We start from the raw sequence: 21,233 nt of genomic DNA, 5'->3' as shown, positions 1-21,233 counted from the left end.
GCCGCCCGGCTTCAGCGCGCGGGCCCCGTCAGGCCGGGCGGCGGAGTTTCCGACCGCTCCGGCGCATCCGGATCGCGGCCCTGGCTGCGATCCAGCCAGCGCATCGCGGGCGTCACCGTCAGCCCGTGCAGCAGCACGGAAAGCAGCACGATCAGCCCGACCAGCGCCCAGAGCCGCTCCGCCTGCGCGAAGGGCGCGTGGTTCAGCCCATAGGCCAGGTAGTAGAAGGTGCCGACGCCGCGGATGCCGAAGAAGGCGAGCGTCAGCTTCTCGCCCCAGGCCGCGCGCAGCCCGACCAGCCCCGCCAGCCCGGCCAGCGGCCGCACCAGCAGCAGCACGACCACCGCCACGCCCACATCCACCCAGGTGAGCGGCGCCAGCAGGCCGGAGACCAGCGCGCCGCCGAACAGCAGCAGCAGCAGCATCATGGTCAGCCGCTCCACCTGCTCCGTCAGGTCGTGCATCTCGCGATGGAACTCGTGCTTCCGATGCGCGTGGCGCAGCGTCAGCGCCGTGACGAAGACGGCCAGGAAGCCGTAGCAATGCGCCATCTCCGTCAGCCCGTAGGAGACGAAGGTGGCGGCGATGGCGATGAGCCCGTCGCCGGTCTTGGCCAGCCTGCTTTCGCCCGGCATGTGGAAGGTCAGCCAACCGAAGGCCCGGCCCACGGCCCAGCCCGCCACCACGCCGAAGCCGATCTCCCACAGCGCGTGGTAGCCCAGCCAGTGCAGCAGCCAGGGCTCGCCGGTCTCCGCCGCCAGCGCCAGCACGATCGCCAGATGCACGAAGGGGAAGGCCAGCCCGTCATTCAGCCCGGCCTCGGAGGTGAGGCCGAAGCGCACCTCGTCCTCCTCCCCCGATTGCGGCGGGCCCACCTGCACATCGGCGGCCAGCACCGGGTCGGTCGGTGCCAGGCTGGCGCCCAGCAGCAGCGCCGCCACCCAGGGCAGACCGGCCCAGGCGCCGAGCAGCGTGATCGCCAGGATGGACAGCGGCATGGTGATGCCGAGCAGCCGCCAGGTGACGGCCCAGCGCCGGAGATGGAAGACTCGGTCGATCTTCAGCCCGGCGCCCATCAGGGCGATGATCACCACGAATTCGGTGAAGCGCTCGGTGAAGGCCGGAAAGGCCAGGGGCAGCGGTTCCGAGCCCACCATGGGCAGGGCGAAGATGGCGGCGCCGAGGGCGATGCAGACGATGGGCAGCGACAGCGGCAGGCGCCGCAACACCAGCGGCAGCCAGGTCACCAGCGCGATCAGCAGGCCGGTGCCGGTTAGGACGACGATATAGGCATCGGGCAGCAGGGTTTCGGTGGGGGGCATCCACCGCTAACGGCGCATGACCCGCGCCGTTCGCCGGCCCCGGCAGAAGGCTCAGCGCGGCCCGATGCCCATGCCCCGCCCGGGCTCCGGATTCACCCAGCCGGCCTGCGGGTCCAGCGCCCCGGTCAGGCCCCAGACGCGGCTGCGCGCCAGCCGGTCCACCTCGTCCCGCGCCAGGCTGGTGGCGATGCGGCCCTGCGGCAGCGGGCCGGGCCGGGTCAGGAAGTCCATCGTCCCCGCCCCGCCCGGCTCGAACAGCGCCGGCCGCAGCGCGGCCTCCGCCGCCGCGCGGTCGCCGCGCGCCAGCGCCGCATGGGCGGCGGCCAACGCCCGCACCACCTCGTCCGGATCGGCGCCGGCGCGGATGCCGAGGGCGGCGCGGCCTTCCAGCCGGGCGCCGCGCAGCTCGAACAGCACGCTGGACGGCAGCGCGGCCCAGCGCAGGTCGCGGGTGAATTCCACCGTCATCAGCTCGACCTGCGCCGCGGCACGCGCCATGGCCGCGGGGTCATTCGTCAGGGACCGGCCGCCATCGGCATAGGCCAGCGCCGCCTGGCCCACGGCATCGCGCAGCGGGTCGGCGCTGCCGGCGCCGAGCACGGCGGGGATCCGCGCAGCCGGCGGCGGCGCGCGCAATTCCGCGCAGCCGGCGAGCGCGAGGACGAGAAGCGCCAGAAGGGCAGGCCGCATCAGGGGAGTCTCCCGGCGAGTCATGGCGCCCATCCTAGATCGGAGGCGAAGGCCGCGGCCAGGGCCTGGCCCAGCGGCACCAGGTCGCGCTCCGCCAGCGCCGCCGGATGCACCACCAGCACGCCGTCCCGCAGGCGGCCCTGGTTCACATGCACGCGCCGCGCGCGCAGCGCCGCCTCCACCCGCGCCGCGGCCGCGGCATCGCCGCAGCGCAGCAGCAGCAGCGGCGTCGGGCCTTCCGCGATCTCGCAGGGTGTGGACCCCATCGCCGCCTGCACCGCGCGCAGCCGCGCCAGCATCCGCGCCTGGCGGGGCGCCTCGCCCTCCGCCAGGAAGCGGCGCAGCGCGACCAGCAGGCCCACCACCTCCTCCTTCCCCGCCTTGCAGGACCGGCCGATGCCATGCCGCGGCAGGAAGGGCATCAGGGCATTGCCGGCGAATTCGGGCGGCAGCCGGAACTGCGCCTCCGGCAGGTCGAGGTCCAGCATCTGCAGCAGCGCGCTGGCCACCAGCTTCCGCCGCCCGGCGAGGATGCCGCTGGCCTGCGGCCCACCGATCGCCTTGCCGCCGGAGAAGGCGACCAGATCCGCGCCGGCTTCGAGGAAGCCGCGCAGATGGGCCAGCGGCGGCAGCTGCGCCGCGGCATCCACCAGCACCGGCACGCCCGCGGCATGCGCCACGCGCACCACCTCCTCCAGCGAAGGCTCGGACCAGGGCTGCGCCACCCAGAACACCGCCGCCGTATTCGGCCCGATGGCGGCCGCGATTTCGCCGGCCGAGGCATCGCGCACCCCGGCGCCCGAGAATCGGTCCGGGATGCCGACCTCGACGATCCGCCCGCCCGCCACTTCCAGTGCCCGGTCGTACATGTTGCGCTGGCTGCGGCTCATGACGAAGTCGCGACGCGGCCCGGCCGCCGGCAGCGCGTTCATGGCCACCGGGTCGAGCCCGGCCATGCAGGCGGCCGCGCCCAGCAGCAGGGCCGCGGAGGCGCCGCCGGTCACGATCCCCGCCTCCGCGCCCGTCGCCGCCGCGATCTCCCGGCTCGCCGCGGCCTGGAGGTCCAGCATGTCGAAGCAGGCGGCGGAGGCCTCGGCCATGGCGGCCACGACCTCGGGCGCCAGGATGCCGCCCGAGAGGCGGGTGACGGTGCCGGCGGCGTTGATGATCGGCGCGAGGCCCAGCGCCGCCAGGGCGCTCATGTCAGCACGCGGCGCACCGCGTCCTGCCAGCCGGCATGGCGCCGATCCGCCTCGGCGCGGGGCATGGCCGGCTGGAAGCGGCGGTCCAGCCGCCAATGCGCGACGGCCGGGCCGGGCGGCGGCAGCAGCCCGGCCTGCAGCCCGGCGAGATAGGCCGCCCCCAGCGCCGTGGTTTCCTGCACCACCGGCCGATCCACCGGCGCGCCCAGCAGGTCCGCCAGCGCCTGCATGGCATAGTCCGAGGCGGTCATGCCGCCATCGACTCGGAGAACCGTCGCGCCGCCGCGGGCGCCCCAATCGGCCTGCATCGCCTCCACCAGGTCCCGCGTCTGGAAGGCCACCGCCTCCAGCGCCGCGCGGCAGATCTCGGCCGGGCCGGTGTTGCGGGTCAGGCCCAGGATGGCGCCGCGTGCCTCGGCATCCCAATGCGGCGCGCCAAGGCCTGTGAAGGCGGGCACGAAATACACCCCCTGCGCCGGATCCGCCTGCGCCGCCAGCCGCCCGCTCTCGGCCGCGTCCTTGATGATGCCGAGCCCGTCCCGCAGCCATTGCACCGCCGCGCCGGCGATGAAGATGGCGCCTTCCAGCGCATAGGTCCGCTGGCCGCCAAGCTGCCAGGCCAGCGTGGTCAGCAGCCGGTTCTGCGAGGGCACCGCGACATCGCCGGTGTTCAACAGCAGGAAGCAGCCGGTGCCATAGGTGGATTTCACCATGCCCGGGGCGAAGCAGGCCTGGCCGAGCATCGCCGCATGCTGGTCCCCCGCCATGCCCCGCACCGGCACCGCCACGCCGAGCAGCCCGGGCTCCGTGCTGCCGAACTCGCAGGCATTGTCCCGCACCTCCGGCAGCAGCGCCTCGGGGATGCCGAACAGCTTCAGCAGGTCCTGGTCCCAGCAGCCGCGGCGGATGTCGAACAGCATGGTGCGCGCCGCATTGGTCGCATCCGTCGCATGCACCCGCCCGCCGGTCAGCCGCCACAGGAGAAAACTGTCGATGGTGCCGAAGGCGAGGTCGCCGCGTTCCGCGGCCGCCCGCGCGCCGCCCACATTCTCGAGCAGCCAGGCCAGCTTGGTGGCGGAGAAATAGGGATCCGGCAGCAGCCCGCTGCGCTCCGCGATCAGCGCCCCCGCCCCTTCCGCCGCCAGCCGCGCGCAATGGGCCGCGGTGCGACGATCCTGCCAGACGATGGCGCGATGGATGGCCCGCCCGCTGCGCCGGTCCCAGAGCACGGTGGTCTCGCGCTGGTTGGTGATGCCGATGCCGGCCAGGTCCGCGGCCGAGGCACCGCCCTGCGCCAGCGCGTCCCGCATCGTGGCGAGTGTCGCCGCAAAAATTTCCTCCGGCTCATGCTCCACCCAGCCCGGCGCCGGGAAGTGCTGCGCCAGGGGAAGCTGCGCGCTGGCGCGCGGCGCCAGGTCCGGCCCATGCAGGATGGCGCGGGTGGAGGTGGTGCCCTGGTCGATGGCGAGCAGCAGGTCCGTCATGCGTCTTGCTCCCGAGCGAGCAGCCAGAAGGCGAAGCCGGTGGCCAGCAGCGGCGCGAGCAGCGCGCCGTGATCCGACAGGCGCGGATCGACCCAGCCCAGCAGCGGGCCGAGCCCGGCCGAGAGCGCCGCCAGCAGCCCCGCCGCCAGCGTGGCCGCCCCCGGCGCCTCGCGCGCCAGCAGCGCCGCCAGCAGCGCCGCGAAGGCCGGCAGGAAACCGGCGCCGAGCAGCGCCAGGCGATAGGCGGGCAGCGAATCGGCGGCCACCAGCCCGGCCGCGGCGGGGGCGGAGCCGATGACCAGGCCCAGCACCACCGCCATGGCCTGCAGGCCGAGCAGCCTTGTGGCCAGCGGCAGCGGTGCCAGGTCGCGGGCCAGGGCGACGAAGACCAGCCCCGGCAGCGCCACCAGCAGGGCCAGGGTCACCGCCATCAGCGGCCCGCCGAGCAGATAGGTGGAAAGCGGCCCGGCCAGCACCGCCAGCGCCAGGGCCAGCCCGGCCAGCACCGGGTCAGTGCCACCCCGCGGCAGGCGGCGCGGCAGGCCCAGCGGCAGAGCAGCGGCCGGCACCGTTGCGACGAAGCCGGCAATGGCCGCCGCCAGGGCCAGCCCCCCGAAGCCGCCGGCCAGCCCGCCCAGCCCCCAGGCCAGCAGCCCGCCCGCCAGCAGCCCCGCCGCCAGCCCCGCCAGCGGCGGCAGGCCGAAGCCCGCCGCCAGGGTGAGCCCGGTCCAGAGCAGCACCAGCGCCGCCGCCGCCAGCCCGCCCGGCACCGCCTCCGCCAGGCCCAGCCGGTCCACCAGATGCAGTTGCAGGAAGGCGGCCAGGCCGGCGCCGCCCATGGCCAGGCCGAGCGGCAGCCCCTGCAGGCCCCGCCGTGCCGCCAGCAGCGCCGCCGGCGCGCCGGCCAGCAGCGACAGGCCGATGATGATCAGCAGACCGAGGAATTCGCCGCTTATGCCGGCCAGGCGCAGCAGCGCCAGCCCGGCCAGCGCCGCCAGCGCCGGCCCCAGCCAGGCGCCGGCCACCAGCGCGCCGGGGGCCATTGGGGACTCGCCCTGCGGGGGGTTCAGGGCCGCGCTCATCGGGCGAGCCAGAGGCGCCAGGCGCCAGCATGCGGGCCTGCAGTACCCTCCTGCGCCTCGGCCTCCAGCACCGGGCGCCAGCGCGCCACCAGCGCCTCCAGCGCCGCGAAATCCCGGGCGCGGAACAGGCATTCGGCCAGCCAGCCGAGCGCCGCCGTCCCCGCCGCCCCGCGCGTCACCGCGGCTTCCAGGGCGAGCCGCGCCGCCGGCAGATCGCCCAGCGCCAGCAACTCGCGGCCCAGCGCCGCCTCGGCCTCCGCATCCGCGCCGCTCGCCTCGGCCAGCGCCTGCCAGAGTCCGGCGGCCTCCGCCCGGCAGGCATCGGCGCGCGGGGCATCGAGCAGGCCGGAGCCGGCGGCGCGATCCAATGCGCGGGCCAGGGCCCGCTGCGCGGCGATAGCCGCGGCGCCGGACTGGCCGCGCGCCGCGGCGCGGCATTCCGCCGCTGCCTCCAGCAGCCGCAGTTCCACCCCCGGGCGCAGCGCCTCGGCTCGCGCCCGCACGGCCGGGTCCGGATCGCTCAGCGCCAGACGCAGCAGGGCGGCGCCGCCGGGGCGGGAGGGTTCGGCCGCCAGGTCCAGCGCCCGCGCCTTCTGCCGCGCATGGCCCCAGCGCAGCACATCGCCGAGCGATTCCAGCAGCAGCCCATCCGGCAGCCCGCCGCCAGGCCCTGCCGCGGCGATGGCATCCAGCCGCGCATCCAGCGGATCTTCCGGCAAGGGCGGCGCCACATCGCGCAGCCGTCGCGGCAGGCCGATGGCCAGCGCGGCCAGGGCGCCCAGCATGGCCAGCGGCCCGAGTGCCGGAAGCGTCATGGCCAGCAGCCGCAGCACCGCGCCCGGCCAGCCGGGCGGGCGCTGGCGCAGCAGGCTCGGCAGGGCCAGGCAGCCCAGCAGGTGCAGGCCCAGCGCCAGCGCCCACCAGCCAGCCAGCATCGCCAGCACCACCAGCGCCTGCGCCAGGCCGAGCCCGGCCAGGGCAGGCAGGCCCTGGCCCTCGCCGCCCGGCAGCAGGCCGCGCGGGGCGCGGCGGTCCGGGCCCGGCCGCGGCCGGGCGCGGCGCTCCTGATGCCGCCGTTCCGCGCTAACCGCCATGCGCCTCGGCCACCTGCCAGCCGCCGCCGGTCATGCCATGCAGCAGCGCGACGCTGACCACCACCTGCGCGGTGGCCGAGGGCGCGCGCTGGGCCAGCAGGGCGCGCAGCCGGGCGGCGGCGATTTCCGCCCCCGCCACCGCGGCGCCGGGCAGCAGGATGGACAGGCGCCGTTCCTCCAGCCGCGCCTCCAGCAGCAGGTCGGAGCCGCGGAAGGCCTCGGCCATCGCCGCCCGCGTCGCCTCCAGCGCCGCCGCGCCGCGCGGCCCGGCCGGGATCTCGGCCGAGAGCAGCGCCAGTTCGAAGCCCAGCCGGCGCGCCAGCCCGGTCATCACGGAAATGGCGCGGGAGGCTTCCTCGCCGGGCACCATCAGCCCGCCGGCGGCCGGGAAGCCCGACAGGGCGCTGCCGCCGGCGGCCGACTCCGCCGCCTCCCGCGCGCGGGCTTCGGCCAGGGCGGCGCCGATCCAGCCGGCCGCGGCTTCCAGCGCCGCGATGGTCTCGAGCCCCAGCTCGCTGAAGCCGATATCCTCGATCTTCACCATGCCGAGCAGGAAGCCATCCCAGGGCGAGAGCACCGGCGCGGCCAGCAGCCCCTCCCCGCCCAGGGCCAGGCGGTCCGCCTGCCGCGTCGCCACCAGGGCGCCGCGGCCGCGGCCGATCGCATCGGTCAGCGGGCCGGGCAGCAGGACCTGCGACAGCTTGCCGCTACCCTCGGGCGGCCAGCCCTCCGCCGCCACCAGGTGCAGGGTGCGGTCCTCGGCCATCCAGAAGGAACAGGCGGTGCAGCCGGTGGCGGCGCGCAGCAGGCCGGTGGCGCCGCGGATGACGCCTTCCGTGCCATTGCCCAGGATGCGCGCGGCCTCGAAGACCGCGGTGGTGGCCTGCAGCCGGGCGCCGAGCCGCGCATCCAGCTCCAGCGCGCGGTCGGCCAGGCGCTGGTTCGATTCGGCCATCGCCTCCCGGTCCGCGATGGCGGCGGCCGCGGCGGCCTGGGCCTGTCGCATGCGATGCCGTGCCAGGTCGGTGAAGGCACCGACCATCAGTGCGAGGGGCGGCCAGGCCAGCGGCAGCGCCCAGGCGCCGCTGTTCCAGAGATCGCTGGTGACGGCGAGGCCGAGGCGCAGCACGCCGGCCACCACGGCCACGGCGCAGCCGGCTACCATGCCGTAGCGGGCGGCGACGTAGAGCACCGGCAGAACCAGGGGGGAGGCCGGCCAATGCGCGAAGCCGCTGCCCCCGGTCACCGCCCAGTCCAGCACCACCAGCAGCAGCAGCCCGGCCAGCCCCTCGGCGAGCGGCCGCATCGGCAGGCTGAAGGGGGAGAGGTTGGGGAAGGGCAGCGTCTCGGGCAGCGTCCCGGGCAGCGGCCGGGCCTCGGGTGGCGGTGGCGCCTCCCCGGCCTCGGGCTCGGCCTCGGGCTCGGCCATGGCGCGCAGCCGCGCCGCCGCGGCCTCCGCAGGGCGGGGGCGGCGCAGCCAGGACCAGGCGCGCCGCGCCGCGCCGGGCGCCGGTGGCGAGGCGGCCGGCGGCGTCTGCGCCGCCCAGGGTTCCGCCCAGGGGTCCGGCACCACATCGGGGGTCGGCTCGGGCGCCGCAGCCTGGCCGTGCGGCCGAATCGCCGCGGCCTCGGCGGATCCTTCGGGCGACGCGGGTGGCGAGGCGGCACGCCGCCCCGCCGCGGCCGTCGGCATCTTCACGCGCGCATCCCCGAACCTGCCATCATCCCCACCCGCGCCCCGCACCAGCAATATCGGTGAAGCCGGCGACGCGCCAGGGCCGCGCGGGAGTTGTACTCGCCTGTGAGGCGAAGCCGCGAAAGCCCTGGCGGGTTGGGGTCATGCCCGCTACCTGTTGCGGCGAATGTCCACCCGCGTCCTGCCCGGCCAGCCGCTCATGCCCCTGGCCATGCTCCTGGGCCCGCTCGGGCCCCGCCAGCCGGCGGGGCTTTCCGCGGCGCGGCGCTTCGGCCTGGCGCTGGGTGCGGCCGGGCTGGCCGCGTTGGCAACCCCGGCGCTGCTGCCGCCCCCCGCCGCGCCCCCGCCGCTGCGCCTCGCCGAGCCGCTGCGCCCGGCGGAGGACCGCGCCACCGCCAGCCTGGAACGCGCCGTGGCGGCGCAGCCGGACAATCCCGCGCCGCTGCGCCGCCTCGCCACCCAGCTGCGGGCCAGCCATCGCCCGGTGCAGCTGGCCGAGGTGCTGGAACGGCTGCATGCGCTGACCGGGGACCCCGCCGCGCTGCGGGAGGCGATGATGCTGCGCCGCGACCTCGGCGATGCGGAAGCCGCGCGCCTGGCGCTGGAACGGCTTTCCGCCATCGGCGCGACGACGGATGAGGAGGCGCGGCAATTGGCCGCGCTGCGCATCGAGGCCGGTGACGCCGCCGGCGCCTTTGCCGGCCTGCATGCCGCGATCGGCCGCAACCCCACCCCCGAGCTCGCCCTGCGGGCCATGCAGGCGGCCGCCCGGCTGCCCGACCCGGCCATGGCGATGCGCCCGCTCGGCGCCCTGCTGGCGGAAGTGGCGCCGGACCTGATGGAGGCGCTGCGCCGCGTCCTGATGAAGGACGGAAGGCCGGACCTGGCGCTGTATCTGCTGGAAGGACTGCCGGCGGAGACGCTGGCCCAGCCCGCCATCGCGCTCGCCGTGGCGCAGGCCGAGGCGCGCGCCGGCTGGGGCGGCGCGGCGCTCGCCCGGCTGATGGCGCTGCGCGCCACCGCAGGCCTGCCCCCCGGCGGCGGCGCCCAGCTGATCGACCTCGCCCTGGCCGAGGGCCAGCTGGAGGAAGCCTTCACCGTCGCCGCGCTGCTGCCGACGGACGCCTGGCCGGCCGGGCTGCCGCTGCGGCTGCTGGAGGCTGCCCGCGCCGCGCGCGACCCCTCGCTCGCCCGCCGGCTGGACCCGTCCCGCCTGGCCGCACGGCCGGAGGCTGCGGCGGTGCTGGCCCTGGCGCGCGGCGACCGGGCGGAGGCGCGCCGTTACGCGCAGCTTGCCCTGGACCAGCCGCCCGCCACCGCCGAGGGCGCGCGGGGCCTGGCCGCCGTGCTGCGCGAGCTGGGCCTGGACCAGGCGGCGCAGGACCGGCTGCGGCGGGAAATCCAGGCCGCGCCCGATGCGCAGGCCATCCGCCTTTTCGCCGAGCTGGCCAACCTGCCCAGCCGCCGCGCCGCCGCCCTGCCGCTGCTGGAGCGCCTGCGCGGCGACAGCCCGGTGGCGGGCGAGGCCTGGCTGCGCCTGGCCCTGGCGGAGGACAAGCTGGAGGATGCGGTGCGCTTCCTGCACGGCGGCGGCACCGCCCCTGCCCCCGCCTTGGCGGAGGCGCTGACCCTGGCGGCGCAGCGCCGCCTGCCGGCGCTGGCCGAGGCGGCTTCCGCTGCCTTGCGGTCCTTGCCCGGATTGCCCGAGGGCTGGACGGCGGAGGAGGTGGCGGTGACCGCGGCGCTGGCCCGGCCGCTCGGCCCTGCCAATCTCGCCGCGGCGCTGAACCTGCTCGACTGGGCGGGCGATATCGAGGCCCGCGACCGGGTGGTGGCGCTGCTGGCGGCGGCGCCGGAAGTGGCGGGCGCCGGCCTGTTCGGCGCCGCCCAGCACCCGGCGCTGCCGCGGCTGCTGCGCGGCGCGCAGGCGCGCGACGAGGCCGGCCGCGACCGGCTGGCGCTGGTGTCCGTGCTGGCCCCGGCCGAGGCCCTGCCCCTGCTGGCGCAGCGCGCGGCGGAGGATCCGGCTCGCTTCGGCCCGCCCCTGGTGCTGGCGCGGCTGCGCGGCGAGGGCGCCGGGCCGGGGCTGGAGGCGCTGCGCGCGCTGCTGCCGCAGCTCGACCGCACGCAGCGGGAGGCGGCGCTGTTCCTGGTGCTGGCCGCCGCGCCGCAGGATTCGCAGGCGGCGCTGCGCCAGCTGGCGGGGGCGGTGCTCGGCGCCGGCTGGCATGCACGCTACGAGGCGGCGCTGGACCGCCAGGGCCGCCGTGCCGAGCTTCTGGCCGCGCTGCGCATCCGCGCCGCGCTGGCAGAGGCGACGCCGGAGGGCCTGGCGGAGCGGCAGGAGATTGCCGCCCGGCTGACCGCGCTCGGCGATGCGGAAGGCGCGCGCGCCGTGCTGCGCGGGGAAATCGAGGAGCTGCCATGACGCTGCGGATGTACGACCTGGCCGGTGCCGATCCGGCCCGGCGTTTCAGCCCCTATTGCTGGCGCGTGAAGCTGGCCCTGGCGGCCAAGGGGCTTCCGGTGGAAACCATCCCCTGGCGCTTCGTGCAGAAGGACCTGCTGGCCCGGCATGGCGGGGAGAAGGTGCCCCTGCTGCTGGATGGCGACCGCGCCGTCTCCGACAGCTGGACCATCGCCGAATACCTGGAGGAGACCTATCCCGAACGCCCCAGCCTGTTCGGCGGCGAGGGTGGCCGCGCCAGCGCGCGCTTCATCAATGCCTGGGCCGATGCGGTGGTGATGGCCGGGCTGGTGCGGCTGGTGGTGGCGGATATCGTGAAGGTGCTGGACCCCGGCGATGTGGAGTATTTCCGCACGAGCCGGGAGGCCCGCTTCGGCATGAGCCTGGAGGCGGTGCAGGCGGATCGCGACCGGCAGGTGGAGGTCTTCCGGAAGGACCTGCAGCCGCTGCGCATGATGCTGCGGACGCAGCCCTTCCTGGGCGGCGCCGCGCCGCTGCATGTCGATTCCATCGTCTTCGGCGGCTTCCAATGGGCGCGCTGCGTCAGCCCCTTCAAGCTGCTGGCGGCGGATGATCCGGTGGAAGCCTGGCGGCAGCGCATGCTGGACCTGCATGGCGGCCTGGCGCGCGACGTGCCAGCCTTCGACTGAAGCACTTCGACTGAGGCCCGCGGATGACCTTTTCCCTGATCGCCCGCTGCGCCCGCACCGGGCAGTTCGGCGCGGCGGCCACCACCTCCTCCCTCGCCGTCGGGGCGCGGGTGCATGCGGTGGCGGCGGGTGTGGGCGCGGTGCTCACGCAGCATCGGACGGATCCGCGCCTCGGCCCGCGCGGCATCGGCCTGCTGCGCTCCGGCTGCACGGCGGCGGAGACGGTGGCGGCGCTGGTCGCCTCCACCCCCGATCACGGCTGGCGGCAGCTTGCGGCGATCGATGCCGCGGGGCGCACGGCGCATTTCCATGGTGCGCGGGTGAAGCCGGAACATGGCGCCGCGCATGGCACGGATGTGGTCGCCATCGGCAACATCCTGGCCAGCGACAAGGTGCCGGAGGCGATGGTGGCGGGCTTCCTGGCCGATCCCGATCTGCCGCTGGCGGAGCGGCTGGTGCGGGGGCTGGAGGCGGGCGAGGCGGCGGGGGGCGAGCATGGCGAGGTGCGTTCCGCCAGCCTGCTGGTCCATGGCGTGCATGACTTCGCGCTGGTCGACCTGCGCGCCGATGGCCATGCGCAGCCCATCCCCGCGCTGCGCGCCCTGTGGGAGGAATATGCGCCGCTGGTCGATGCCTATGTGGTGCGCGTGCTGAACCCCGACGACGCCATCGCCCTTTAGACGCAAGGACTGACATCATGCCCATCAACAACAGGATTGCCGCGATGCAGCCGGAGATGGAGGTGTGGCGGCGCGACCTGCACACCCATCCCGAGCTGCGCTACGAGGAGCACCGCACGGCGGCGCAGGTCGCGAAGCTGCTCGCCGCCTGGGGCATCGAGGTGCACGAGAAGATCGCGACAACCGGCGTGGTCGGCGTGCTGCGCGGCAACGGGAATTCCACGCGCAGCATCGGCCTGCGGGCGGATATGGACGCGCTGCCGATGACGGAGGCGACCGGCCTGCCCTATGCGTCCCAGACGCCCGGCGTGATGCATGCCTGCGGCCATGACGGCCACACCACCATGCTGCTGGGCGCGGCCAAGTACCTGGCGGAGACGCGCAACTTCGACGGCACCGTACATTTCATCTTCCAGCCGGCGGAGGAAGGCGGCGCGGGTGCGAAGGTGATGATGGAGGAAGGCCTGTTCACGCGCTTTCCCTGCGACAGCGTCTACGGCATGCACAACGACCCCTCCCTGCCGATCGGCGAGGCGGATATCCGCGACGACGTGATGATGGCGGCCTCCGACGTCTTCACCATCACGGTGCGCGGCAAGGGCGGCCATGCGGCGCGGCCGCATGGCGGGATCGACCCGATCGTGGTCGGCGCGCAGATCCTGGGCGCGCTGCAGACCATCGTGGCGCGGCGCGTCGATCCGCTGGAATCCGCGGTGATCTCCACCACGCAATTCCATGCCGGCACCGCCAGCAACATCATCCCGGACGAGGCGGTGCTGAACGGCACGGTGCGCACGCTGAACCCCGCGGTGCAGGACCTGGTGGAGGCCAGCATGCGCCGCGTGGTGGAGGCGACGGCGGCGGCGCATGATGCGGTGGCGGAATTCACCTATACCCGCGGCTATCCCGCCACGGTGAACCATGCCGAGAATGCGCGGCTGGCCGCGCGCATCTGCAGCGGCATACTGGGCGAGGGCAAGGTCCGGCGCGACATGCCGCCGGTGATGGGCGGCGAGGATTTCAGCTTCATGCTGCTGGAAAAGCCGGGCGCCTATATCAAGCTGGGCCAGGCGGCCGGCGCCAAGGGCAGCGCGCCGGTGCATACGGTGCAATACGACTTCAACGACGACCTGCTGCCGATCGGTGCCAGCTTCTTCGCCGGCATCGTGGAGCAGGAGCTGAAGCGCGGCTGAAGGCGGCGTCCCCTCCCCCGGCCTGCGCCGGGGGAGCGAAGTTCAGGCGTCGCGCAGCGCCAGCGCGGCCTCGCGCCATCCGGTGGCGGCCTCGGCGTCCAGGCTGGCGAGGCGCCCGGCTTCCTCGGCGATCTGCTCCAGCAGGGCCAGCAGCGTGGCGGCCAGCGCCGCATCGCGCGGATGCGCCAGACCATCGCGGAATTCGCGCAGCTGCGGCTGGCGCACGCGCAGCACGGGGCCGAACTGGTCCGTCTCCGTGCCCGGCCAACGGGCGAAGGCATCCGGCCAGCCCTTGGCGCGGCGGAATTCCAGCAGCGGGCCGCTGGCGGCGATGGCCAGCTTGAAGCGCAGCTGCGGCCAGTCCTGCCCGCCACCCGTCACCTCATGGAGCAGCAGGTCGAAATGCTGGTAGCGGCCACTGACGAGGTGCTGCAGCAGCTCCACCCGGCCGAGACCAGGCCCCGGCGGCTCCGCCGGCACCAGTTCCGCCGCCGCTTCCCGCTGCAGGGTGCGCAGGACGGCCGGGTCGCGGGTGGCGAGCAGGCTGGCCTCCGTCAGCTGTAGCTGCGCCTCGGCCGCGGCATCGGGGCATTCGACCGCCAGCACGATCTGCGCCTGGGTGCCGAGCGCAAGCGGCAGCAGCAGGGTCAGCGCCCCCTCCTGCCCCGGCACGATGTCGCGCCAGCCGGAGAAGGCAGCCTGCGCCGACAGCGCCTCCAGCCGCGTTACCGGCTGGCCGGGGGACAGCGCCCAGGCGGCCAGGCGCAGCGGCTGCGCGGCGCTGCCCGAAAGGTTCCAGCGCAGGCGCAGCACATCCGCCCCGCCCAGCGACACGCGCGGCAGCCGCAGTGCGGCGGTGCCTGCGCCGTTCAGCTTCGCCTGCAACCCGTCCCAGTCACCGGACAACACCCGCGCGGCCGCAAGCTCCGCGGGCGCGATGGCCTGCGGCACGCCCGTGAGCGGCAGGCTGGCGCCGGCCTCGTCCCAGTTCCAATGCGCCGGCACCACGAAGCGCGCGCCCAGCCCCGCGGTCCAGATCCGCAGCGCCAGGGCGCGGCCCTGCCCCTCGCCGCCGGCCGGCGTCGCCGCCGCTTCCGCCGGCACCCAGCCCTGGTCGAGGGAGAAGGCCAGGGAATGCGGTCCGGCGACATCGGCCGAGATTTCCAGCACCGCCGTTTCCCGCAGCGGGGCCAGGGGCGTGGGCAGGTCGAGGGTCAGCCAGCCCTCCGTCACCTCCGCCATCTCCACGGTCCAGGACGCGACGATGCGGCCGCTTTCCTCGCCGCGGATGCGCAGCCGCAGCGGGCCGGTGGTGGCGGCGCTGATGCCGCCGATATGCACCGCCAGCGCCGCCAGCCCGTCCAGGCTGCGGGCCAAAGGTTGGCGGAGGAACAGGCGCTCCCCTTCCGCCGCCGCGCCGATCCGCTCCGCCGAGGCTTCCAGCGCCAGCGCCAGGGTCAGCGGCGCCGGCGGGCGGTGGCCCAGGCTGCGCGCGGCGGCGGCGATGGCGATGCGGGTTTCCTCATAGTCCAGCCGGGTCTCGACCAGGCTGCGTTCCAGCTGCACGGCGCGCGCCTGGCTGTCCTGCAGCTCCGCCAGCAGGCGGCCGAGCAGATCGGGCAGCGCGGCGGCCGCATCGGCCACGATCTGCAGCGGCGCAGGCTGGCCGGAGGCCGCCTGCCACCAGGCGGCGACGGGCGCGACCTCGGCCTCGTTCGCGGCCAGCAGGGCCAGGGCGCCGGCCGGTGGCAACGCCAGTGGCACAAGCGGGCCCTCGGCCTGCGCCGCGCCATGCCGCTGCAGCAGAAGCCGATCCTCCCGCCGCGCCAGCAGCCAGAGCGCCAGCCCCGGCAGGGCCAGCTTTTCCACCCCCGGCAGGGTGGCGCTGGCCAGCACCGCGGGCTGGCCGGACATCAGCGCCGGCAGGTCGGCCGCCCGGATGTGAAGGATGCTCATGCCGTCCGCCTCAACCCCTGCTCGATGCGCAGGACCCAGTCCTGCATATTGCGGCTCCAGCTCGATTCCGCGCCACGTGCCGCCGCGGCCGCGGCCATCTGCCGCAGCCTGGCGCGATCCGCCGCCAGCTGCTGCAGGATGACGGCGCATTGCGAGACCAGCGCCGGATCCTGCTGCGCATTGGAGACGAGGAAGCCATCCACTCGGTCCCGCACCACCTCCGCCACCGCGCCGACATCGGTGGCCAGCATGACGCAGCCGAAGCGCTGGGCTTCCAGGATGGTCAGCGGCACGCCTTCGAAGTGGGATGGCAGCACCACGACATCCGCCCAGGCATAGAGTGCATCCAGCGCCGCTGCCGTCATCGCCGGCGGCTCGATGACCAGCCCGGCGGCCGAGAGATCGAAGACCGTTTCGTTCAGCACGGCCTTGCCGACCACGCGCCAGGTGATGGCGGGGCCCTGGGTTTCCAGGATGATGTCGCGCAGCCGCTCCAGCCCCTTCTGGGCATCCAGCCGGCCGAGATAAAGCACCCGTAGCGGCCGGTCCTCCGCCACCTGCCGCGCCGCCAGCCCCTGCGCCACCGCGGAAGGATCGGCGGCGTAGGAAGGCGCGTTGAGGACCCGGACGATCTTCTCCTCCGGCACCGCCTGGCCGATGCACCAGTCGCGCAGCTTGTCGGAGATCACGACGAAGCCGTCATAGGCGCCCTCATAGGCGAGCGCGATATGCGGATTGCCGAGCGGATTGCCGAGCGGCCCCTTCTCCACCAAGTGCAGGCCGAGCCAGGTCTGCACGCCCTGCTGGCGCAGCTGCTGCATGATGCCATGGCCGCCCAGCGCATGGGTGTTCAGCACCACATCCATGCTGGCCAGCAGCCCCACCGCGTCCCGCATGTCGCGCCAATTGGCGAAGCCGGAGACGGGGGCGCCGAGATGCAGCTTCTCGTAGTCGCCGCCCTCGATGCCTTGGCCTTCGAAGAAGTTCACGCTTTCGAAGACCTCGAAATGGCCTGGCTGCGGCTGCATGCGATGCGCGCCGGTGATGAAGAGATGCGGCCGCCAGCCCTGTTCGCGCAGCGCCGCGGCATAGTTGAACACCACCTTTTCCACGCCGCCGAAGGCAAACAGCGGCAGGATGAAGCCGATGTCGCGCCGGTCTCCCGGCGGCACATAGGGCAGGATGGCGCCGCAGCGCGCGAGTTCCGGATAGAGATCCTGCGCCGAGAAGCGCGGACGCCTGTCATCCGTCCGCCATTCGGTGCCGAGGGCGGAACGCGCCAGGGTGCGGTCGCGCATCGCGTCGACCTCGGCCAGCAGGAACTCCACAGCGGGCGGCGCCTCCGTTGCCTCGGGCAGCGTCACGGCAAGATGCGCGACCAGCGGTCGCGGCGCCTCCTCCCGCAAGGAGTTGATCCAGCCGCGATAGGTGTCCCGCGCCACCTCCTGCAGCAATTGCGTGCGGGCCAGGATCAGCGCGGCGCGGCTGGCGCGGCCATCCGCCGCGGGGGCGGGGGTAAAGGCGAGGCCGAGCGCGCCATCCGCCGCCATCTCGATCGTCACCGCCAGCACATGCGCATCCCGCAGCGCCAGGTTGGCGTGGTAGAAGATGTTGCGCAGCAGGCCGGACCGGCGCAGCACCGCCAGGGTCGCTGGCGTGGTGAAGGCGCAATGCGGCGGGAAATGCAGCGCCGCCGGCGTGTGGCTGGCCTGGATGAAGCGGTCGCGCGCCGCGGCGATGGGCTGGCTGGCCGGTGGCGCCGCGGCGGGATCCAGCAGGAAGCCCACCTGCTCCTCCCCTTCCAGGAACAGCGCGAAGCGCGGCACCTCCGCGGCCTCCAGCGGCGCCAGGTGGCGCACCTGCAGCTGCCGCGCCTGGCGGTTGCGCATCTGGCCGAGGATGGTGCCGCGCTGGCGTTCCGAGGTGGCGAGCATGCTCTCCGCCCGCTTGCGGTACTGGAAGCCGGAATGGGGCAGGTGCCGGCCACGCCAGCCGGCGGCCGCGGCGCGCAGCCAGAAGTCCCAATCCTCGAAGCCCTGGCGCATGCTTTCGTCGTAGCGCAGGCCGCTGGCGAAGACCTCTCGCCGCACCAGGCTGCCGGCCTCGCAGACATTCTCCGCGAGATGCATGAAGCGGGAATAGTCGCCGGCGGTGGTGTAGTTCGCCTCGAAGCCGAAGAAGTCGAAATCCGGATAGACCCAGCCGCAATCGGCTGGTGCTGCATCCAGCAAGGCCTGGGCGCGGGCCAGCATGGGCGGCTTCAGGCGGTTGTCGGCATCGAGCGGGAAGATGCCGCGGCAGGCCGGCGCGGCCGCCAGCAGGAAGTCCACGCCGGTATTGCGCGCGGCCGAGAGTCCGCCATTGGCGCGGCGCAGATAGGCGATGCGGTCGGGATGGCGCCTGGCATAGGCAAGCCCCGTGGCATGGGTCTGCGCGAAGGGGCAGCCGTCATTCACCACCACGGCGCCGATGCGCAGCGGGCCCTGCTGGGCGAGGACGGATTCCAGCGCCTCCGCCAGGAAGCCCGGCTGCCGATAGGCCGGGATGACCACGCCGATATCGAGGCCGCCGATGCCACTGGTGGGAAGCGTGTCAGCCGGCATCGGTCGGTTCCAGGCGGCGGGGGACGGTCATGGCGGTCAGATCAGCTGCTCGCCGGCATCCAGGCGCAGCCGCGCCAGGCGTTCCAGCAGGATGAACTGGTCCAGCCAGTCGATGTCCATGGCGAGGTCCTCGGCGATCGGCATGAAGTAGGGCTTGCGGCCGATGCGGTCACGGGTTTCCCGCATCAGCGCGAAGGGCATGATATAGGCCGCATGATTGATTTCCATGATCGGCTTGATGTCCTGGCTGCGCGGCCACTTGATGGGATGCGGGTTGTAGTTGATCGGCCCGTTCTCGTCCCAGAGGAACTTGTGCAGCGTGGTGACGGTGATGAGCGAATCATGACCGCGGGCCAGGCAGGCCTCGTATTCGCGGATGAAGTGCCGGTAGTCCTCGCCCCGCACGAAGGGGGAGGTGACGTGGCTCCAGACGATCACACCCTCCTGCACCAGATCCGCGATATAGAGGATGAAGTCGTCCATCGCGGTGCTGCTGCGGCCGAGTTCGTCCGGGCGCGGCAGGGGCTTGATGCGGGAATCGAGCTTCGCCGCGAAATCCGCCGCATAATCCAGCACCTGCGGATCGTTGGATGAGACGATGATCTCGGCCAGTTCCGGCACCGCGGCCATCTGGCGCAGCTTCAGCTCGATCAGCCCCTTCTCGAAGCCGGCGAAGGGGCGGGTGTTCTTGTTGGGAACCCGCTCGCTGCCGGCGCGGCAGGGCAGGAAACCGATATAGGGGGGCATGCGGCTCTCCGGCGGCAGGGGCGGGCGGGGCAGGTCAGCCGGTCGCCCGGACGAAGTACTTGTGGTGCTCGGTCGGGTTCACGCGCTTTTCCTCGCTGCCTGTGATCAGCTCCGCCTCCCGGATCGCCTCGACATATTCGCGGAATTTCGGCGTGGTGAGATCGACCGCCACCGCGTCGAAATGCGCCCATTCCGTATTGCCCAGCTTCACATGCTTTTCGACCATCCGCGCCCCGGCGGCAACCGCGAGCGCCGAGCCCTTCCAGCCCAGGTCGTGGCTGGAATAGGCCGGCACGATCCGACGGTGCTGCTTGGACAAATGGTCGTAGTGGCGGACCACGCCGATATTGCATTCGTGCAGCGGCGTCGGATAGGCGCTGTTCGCCTGCATCAGGTACAGCCGCTCGCAGTTCGTGAAGGTCTCCAGCACCCAGCGTTCATAGGCCTGGTCGGTCATGCCGGTGGAGAGCACGACGCCGTGGCGATAGCTGCGCGCGACATGCGCCAGGTAGTCCCGGTGCTCGGAGATGGTGGAGGGCAGCTTCACCAGGGTGGGCGCGAATTGCTGCATGAATTCGAAGGAGGGCTGGTCGAGCAGCGAGGCGAACCAGCCGAGGCCGAGTTCGCGGCACAGCGCATCGACGAAGGCGAAATCCTCCGCCGACAGCTCCAGCTGGCGGCGATAGTCGCCGAAGGTGCGGCCGAAGGGGGAGCGGTAGGCTGAGTCGAGCTGTTCCTTCCGATAGAAGGTCTCCACATCCCGCTTCTGCAGCTTCACCAAATCCGCGCCGGCGGCGCGCACGGCGCGGATCATCCGCTCCAGCCGTGCGCGGTCGCCGAAGTGGTTGGTGGTGAGTTCCGCCACCACCGCCACCGCATGGCGCGGCGCATCCGGCACCGCGGCGCTGCCCAGGAAAAGGCGGTTCAGATCCTCGGGCGCGATGGCGCTGAAAGCGCGCGTGCCGACATGCTTCACGACCAGGTTCGACTGCTGCAGGAAGTAAAGCGTGTTGAGGAAGTAGAATTCCTGTTGCGAGATGCGGGCCTGGCGTTCATCGGCCGATTGCGGCGCGTAGTCGGTGGTGATCTCGTGGCTGTAGCCCGTCTCGGGCCGGAAATCGAAGCCCACCATATAGACGGTCTGCGGCCGGCCGCGCGCCTCGGCCACCTTGCGGGCGATCTTCAGCGCGGTGAGGAACAGGATATCCTCCAGCGCCAGCTCATCCGTCAGGAAGCGCTGCATGACGAGGTCGGAGGATTCCTGCGTCAGCGGATGGTGCGGCACGCGCAGCACGCGGCGGCCCGGCACGGCAAAATCGGTCGAGGTGACATAGAGCTGCGCGCCGCGGGCCATCGCGCGCAGCCCTTGCTTCACCCATTCGGCATGGAAGACCGTGATATCGGTGGGCGCGATGCGCTCGGCATCGTTCAGCCCGATGACGAGGGAGCCGCGGAAGACCTCCTTGCGCACCTCATCCGCCGAGCGGCCCTTGCCCAGGATGAAGATCGTGTCGGTGCTGTATATCGACGCGATATCGGCGATGAGGCTCGAGAAATCGTCCATCAAACCGGCTCCCATCGACCATCACATCGCAGCCCTGCTCGCGCGCCAGCATCAGCCCGGGCAGCAGGTCCCAGGCATGGGCCCCCTTCGGGTTGCAGAAGCGCGCGAAGGCGCCGCGTGCCACGTTGTACAGGTTATAGACCGCGCATCCGGTGATCCTCGACTCCCGCACCTCGCCCATCTGCCGGGCGATCTCCTCATGGAAGGAGGAGGAGAAGCCCACGATGCGCGACCGCTCCGGCACGATCCGGTCCCCGGTCATCAGCGACTGGCCAAGCTCCGGCAGCAGCAGCAGGCTGCCCAGATGGTCCCGGCCCTGCCAGAGGCCGAGCGAGACGCCCCATTCCTTGAGGCCGGAGCAGAAATTCTCCGTCCCGTCGATCGGGTCCAGCAGCACCAGATGGCCGCCGGCCAGGGCGTCGCCTTCGCGGTAGCTTTCCTCCCCCACGAAATCGGCGCCAGGCAGGTGGTGGGCGACGTGGGCGCGGACCAGCGCCTCGAGATGCAGGTCGGCCGCCGTCACCGGGCTGCCATCGCCCTTCCAGGTGATGTCCCGCCGCCGTTCCATCACGGCGGGCAGGCTCTCCATCACCAGGTCCGCGGCGCCCCGGAGAAAGGACCGCACCTCCTGCAACTGCATGCGCGATATGCCTCGACCTGTGATGTTGCCTTCGGCCGGCCGCTTACCTAGACAAGCCGGCACCGGCCCCGCCCGCCCAGGGAGGTCGGGCCAAGACTCTTCCCCCTGCCGGAAAAAAGTCAACGCCCCCAAGGGCTCAGCGCGGCCCGCGCCGGTTTGAAGG

At 73.5% G+C, this 21,233-nt stretch carries 16 protein-coding genes; 4 read left to right on the top strand and 12 right to left on the bottom strand.

Translation table 11 applies throughout. The features are described from left to right. Nucleotides 1-11 precede the first annotated feature (11 nt). From J3S20_RS11410 to J3S20_RS11380, 7 genes are read right to left on the bottom strand one after another with little or no spacing between them, the layout of a single operon-like run. Nucleotides 12-1,322 (bottom strand): cation:proton antiporter, encoded by a 1,311-nt coding sequence (locus tag J3S20_RS11410; RefSeq protein WP_216836608.1) that lies wholly within the window; start codon nucleotides 1,320-1,322, stop codon nucleotides 12-14. A gap of 51 nt (nucleotides 1,323-1,373) precedes the next feature. Then, nucleotides 1,374-2,012, bottom strand: coding sequence for a hypothetical protein (locus J3S20_RS11405; protein WP_216836607.1), 639 nt, complete (start codon nucleotides 2,010-2,012; stop codon nucleotides 1,374-1,376). Nucleotides 2,013-2,032: 20 nt separating this feature from the next. Further along, the gene (locus tag J3S20_RS11400) at nucleotides 2,033-3,214 is read right to left on the bottom strand and encodes a PLP-dependent transferase (RefSeq protein ID WP_216836606.1); all 1,182 of its coding nucleotides are present in this window, start codon (nucleotides 3,212-3,214) and stop codon (nucleotides 2,033-2,035) included. Beyond that, nucleotides 3,211-4,698 (bottom strand): glycerol kinase GlpK, encoded by a 1,488-nt coding sequence (gene glpK, locus J3S20_RS11395; protein ID WP_216836605.1) that lies wholly within the window; start codon nucleotides 4,696-4,698, stop codon nucleotides 3,211-3,213. The genes J3S20_RS11400 and glpK overlap by 4 nt, the downstream gene beginning before the upstream one ends. Next, entirely contained in the window at nucleotides 4,695-5,780 is a 1,086-nt protein-coding gene (locus J3S20_RS11390; RefSeq protein WP_216836604.1) for a hypothetical protein, read from the bottom strand. Before J3S20_RS11390 ends, glpK begins: the two co-directional genes overlap by 4 nt. Next, a complete protein-coding gene (locus tag J3S20_RS11385; RefSeq protein ID WP_216836603.1) occupies nucleotides 5,777-6,874 on the bottom strand; it encodes a hypothetical protein in 1,098 nt (365 codons plus the stop codon). Before J3S20_RS11385 ends, J3S20_RS11390 begins: the two co-directional genes overlap by 4 nt. Continuing rightward, nucleotides 6,864-8,573, bottom strand: coding sequence for a hypothetical protein (locus J3S20_RS11380; protein ID WP_216836602.1), 1,710 nt, complete (start codon nucleotides 8,571-8,573; stop codon nucleotides 6,864-6,866). Before J3S20_RS11380 ends, J3S20_RS11385 begins: the two co-directional genes overlap by 11 nt. Before the next feature lie 163 nt (nucleotides 8,574-8,736). Between J3S20_RS11380 and J3S20_RS30805 the strand changes: the two genes are divergently transcribed. Genes J3S20_RS30805 through J3S20_RS11360 form a run of 4 tightly spaced genes read left to right on the top strand, consistent with a single transcriptional unit; the run spans nucleotide 8,737 to nucleotide 13,560 of the window. Beyond that, on the top strand, nucleotides 8,737-10,998 hold the full coding sequence (locus J3S20_RS30805) for a hypothetical protein (protein ID WP_216836601.1): 2,262 nt from the start codon (nucleotides 8,737-8,739) through the stop codon (nucleotides 10,996-10,998). Continuing rightward, complete coding sequence (locus J3S20_RS11370; protein ID WP_216836600.1) at nucleotides 10,995-11,687, top strand: glutathione S-transferase family protein; 693 nt, start codon at nucleotides 10,995-10,997, stop codon at nucleotides 11,685-11,687. The genes J3S20_RS30805 and J3S20_RS11370 overlap by 4 nt, the downstream gene beginning before the upstream one ends. Nucleotides 11,688-11,710: 23 nt before the next feature. Beyond that, on the top strand, nucleotides 11,711-12,367 hold the full coding sequence (locus J3S20_RS11365; RefSeq protein ID WP_216836599.1) for a DUF1028 domain-containing protein: 657 nt from the start codon (nucleotides 11,711-11,713) through the stop codon (nucleotides 12,365-12,367). 17 nt (nucleotides 12,368-12,384) lie between these two features. Further along, nucleotides 12,385-13,560: a M20 aminoacylase family protein gene (locus J3S20_RS11360; protein WP_216836598.1), complete on the top strand. Its 1,176-nt coding sequence runs from the start codon at nucleotides 12,385-12,387 to the stop codon at nucleotides 13,558-13,560. Nucleotides 13,561-13,602: 42 nt separating this feature from the next. Here J3S20_RS11360 and J3S20_RS11355 read toward each other — a convergent pair whose 3' ends face one another. Genes J3S20_RS11355 through J3S20_RS11335 form a run of 5 tightly spaced genes read right to left on the bottom strand, consistent with a single transcriptional unit; the run spans nucleotide 13,603 to nucleotide 21,070 of the window. After that, nucleotides 13,603-15,516, bottom strand: coding sequence for a DUF6212 domain-containing protein (locus J3S20_RS11355; RefSeq protein ID WP_216836597.1), 1,914 nt, complete (start codon nucleotides 15,514-15,516; stop codon nucleotides 13,603-13,605). Beyond that, nucleotides 15,513-18,119 carry a glycosyltransferase gene (locus J3S20_RS11350; RefSeq protein WP_216836596.1) on the bottom strand — a complete coding sequence of 869 codons (2,607 nt, stop codon included), beginning with the start codon at nucleotides 18,117-18,119 and terminating at the stop codon, nucleotides 15,513-15,515. Before J3S20_RS11350 ends, J3S20_RS11355 begins: the two co-directional genes overlap by 4 nt. Before the next feature lie 36 nt (nucleotides 18,120-18,155). Further along, complete coding sequence (locus J3S20_RS11345) at nucleotides 18,156-18,866, bottom strand: acylneuraminate cytidylyltransferase family protein (RefSeq protein WP_216836595.1); 711 nt, start codon at nucleotides 18,864-18,866, stop codon at nucleotides 18,156-18,158. Nucleotides 18,867-18,900: 34 nt separating this feature from the next. Then, nucleotides 18,901-20,430 (bottom strand): N-acetylneuraminate synthase family protein, encoded by a 1,530-nt coding sequence (locus tag J3S20_RS11340; RefSeq protein ID WP_216836594.1) that lies wholly within the window; start codon nucleotides 20,428-20,430, stop codon nucleotides 18,901-18,903. After that, nucleotides 20,339-21,070, bottom strand: a complete 732-nt coding sequence (locus J3S20_RS11335) for an inositol monophosphatase family protein (RefSeq protein ID WP_216836593.1) — start codon at nucleotides 21,068-21,070, stop codon at nucleotides 20,339-20,341. The genes J3S20_RS11340 and J3S20_RS11335 overlap by 92 nt, the downstream gene beginning before the upstream one ends. Nucleotides 21,071-21,233: the final 163 nt, after the last annotated feature.

It is taken from the genome of Falsiroseomonas tokyonensis (assembly GCF_019024325.1).
Taxonomy (GTDB): Bacteria; Pseudomonadota; Alphaproteobacteria; order Acetobacterales; family Acetobacteraceae; genus Falsiroseomonas; species Falsiroseomonas tokyonensis.
Note: the sequence above shows the minus strand (reverse complement) of the source record. Positions and strands in the feature narration are given on the sequence as shown.

Excerpts from the sequence above, each read along its gene's own strand:
- J3S20_RS11410 (WP_216836608.1), bottom strand. The coding sequence starts at position 1,322 with ATGCCCCCCACCGAAACCCTGCTGCCCGATGCCTATATCGTCGTCCTA.
- J3S20_RS11405 (WP_216836607.1), bottom strand. The coding sequence starts at position 2,012 with ATGCGGCCTGCCCTTCTGGCGCTTCTCGTCCTCGCGCTCGCCGGCTGC.
- J3S20_RS11400 (WP_216836606.1), bottom strand. The coding sequence starts at position 3,214 with ATGAGCGCCCTGGCGGCGCTGGGCCTCGCGCCGATCATCAACGCCGCC.
- glpK (WP_216836605.1), bottom strand. The coding sequence starts at position 4,698 with ATGACGGACCTGCTGCTCGCCATCGACCAGGGCACCACCTCCACCCGC.
- J3S20_RS11390 (WP_216836604.1), bottom strand. The coding sequence starts at position 5,780 with ATGAGCGCGGCCCTGAACCCCCCGCAGGGCGAGTCCCCAATGGCCCCC.
- J3S20_RS11385 (WP_216836603.1), bottom strand. The coding sequence starts at position 6,874 with ATGGCGGTTAGCGCGGAACGGCGGCATCAGGAGCGCCGCGCCCGGCCG.
- J3S20_RS30805 (WP_216836601.1), top strand. The coding sequence starts at position 8,737 with ATGTCCACCCGCGTCCTGCCCGGCCAGCCGCTCATGCCCCTGGCCATG.
- J3S20_RS11370 (WP_216836600.1), top strand. The coding sequence starts at position 10,995 with ATGACGCTGCGGATGTACGACCTGGCCGGTGCCGATCCGGCCCGGCGT.
- J3S20_RS11365 (WP_216836599.1), top strand. The coding sequence starts at position 11,711 with ATGACCTTTTCCCTGATCGCCCGCTGCGCCCGCACCGGGCAGTTCGGC.
- J3S20_RS11360 (WP_216836598.1), top strand. The coding sequence starts at position 12,385 with ATGCCCATCAACAACAGGATTGCCGCGATGCAGCCGGAGATGGAGGTG.
- J3S20_RS11355 (WP_216836597.1), bottom strand. The coding sequence starts at position 15,516 with ATGAGCATCCTTCACATCCGGGCGGCCGACCTGCCGGCGCTGATGTCC.
- J3S20_RS11350 (WP_216836596.1), bottom strand. The coding sequence starts at position 18,119 with ATGCCGGCTGACACGCTTCCCACCAGTGGCATCGGCGGCCTCGATATC.
- J3S20_RS11345 (WP_216836595.1), bottom strand. The coding sequence starts at position 18,866 with ATGCCCCCCTATATCGGTTTCCTGCCCTGCCGCGCCGGCAGCGAGCGG.
- J3S20_RS11340 (WP_216836594.1), bottom strand. The coding sequence starts at position 20,430 with ATGGACGATTTCTCGAGCCTCATCGCCGATATCGCGTCGATATACAGC.
- J3S20_RS11335 (WP_216836593.1), bottom strand. The coding sequence starts at position 21,070 with ATGCAGTTGCAGGAGGTGCGGTCCTTTCTCCGGGGCGCCGCGGACCTG.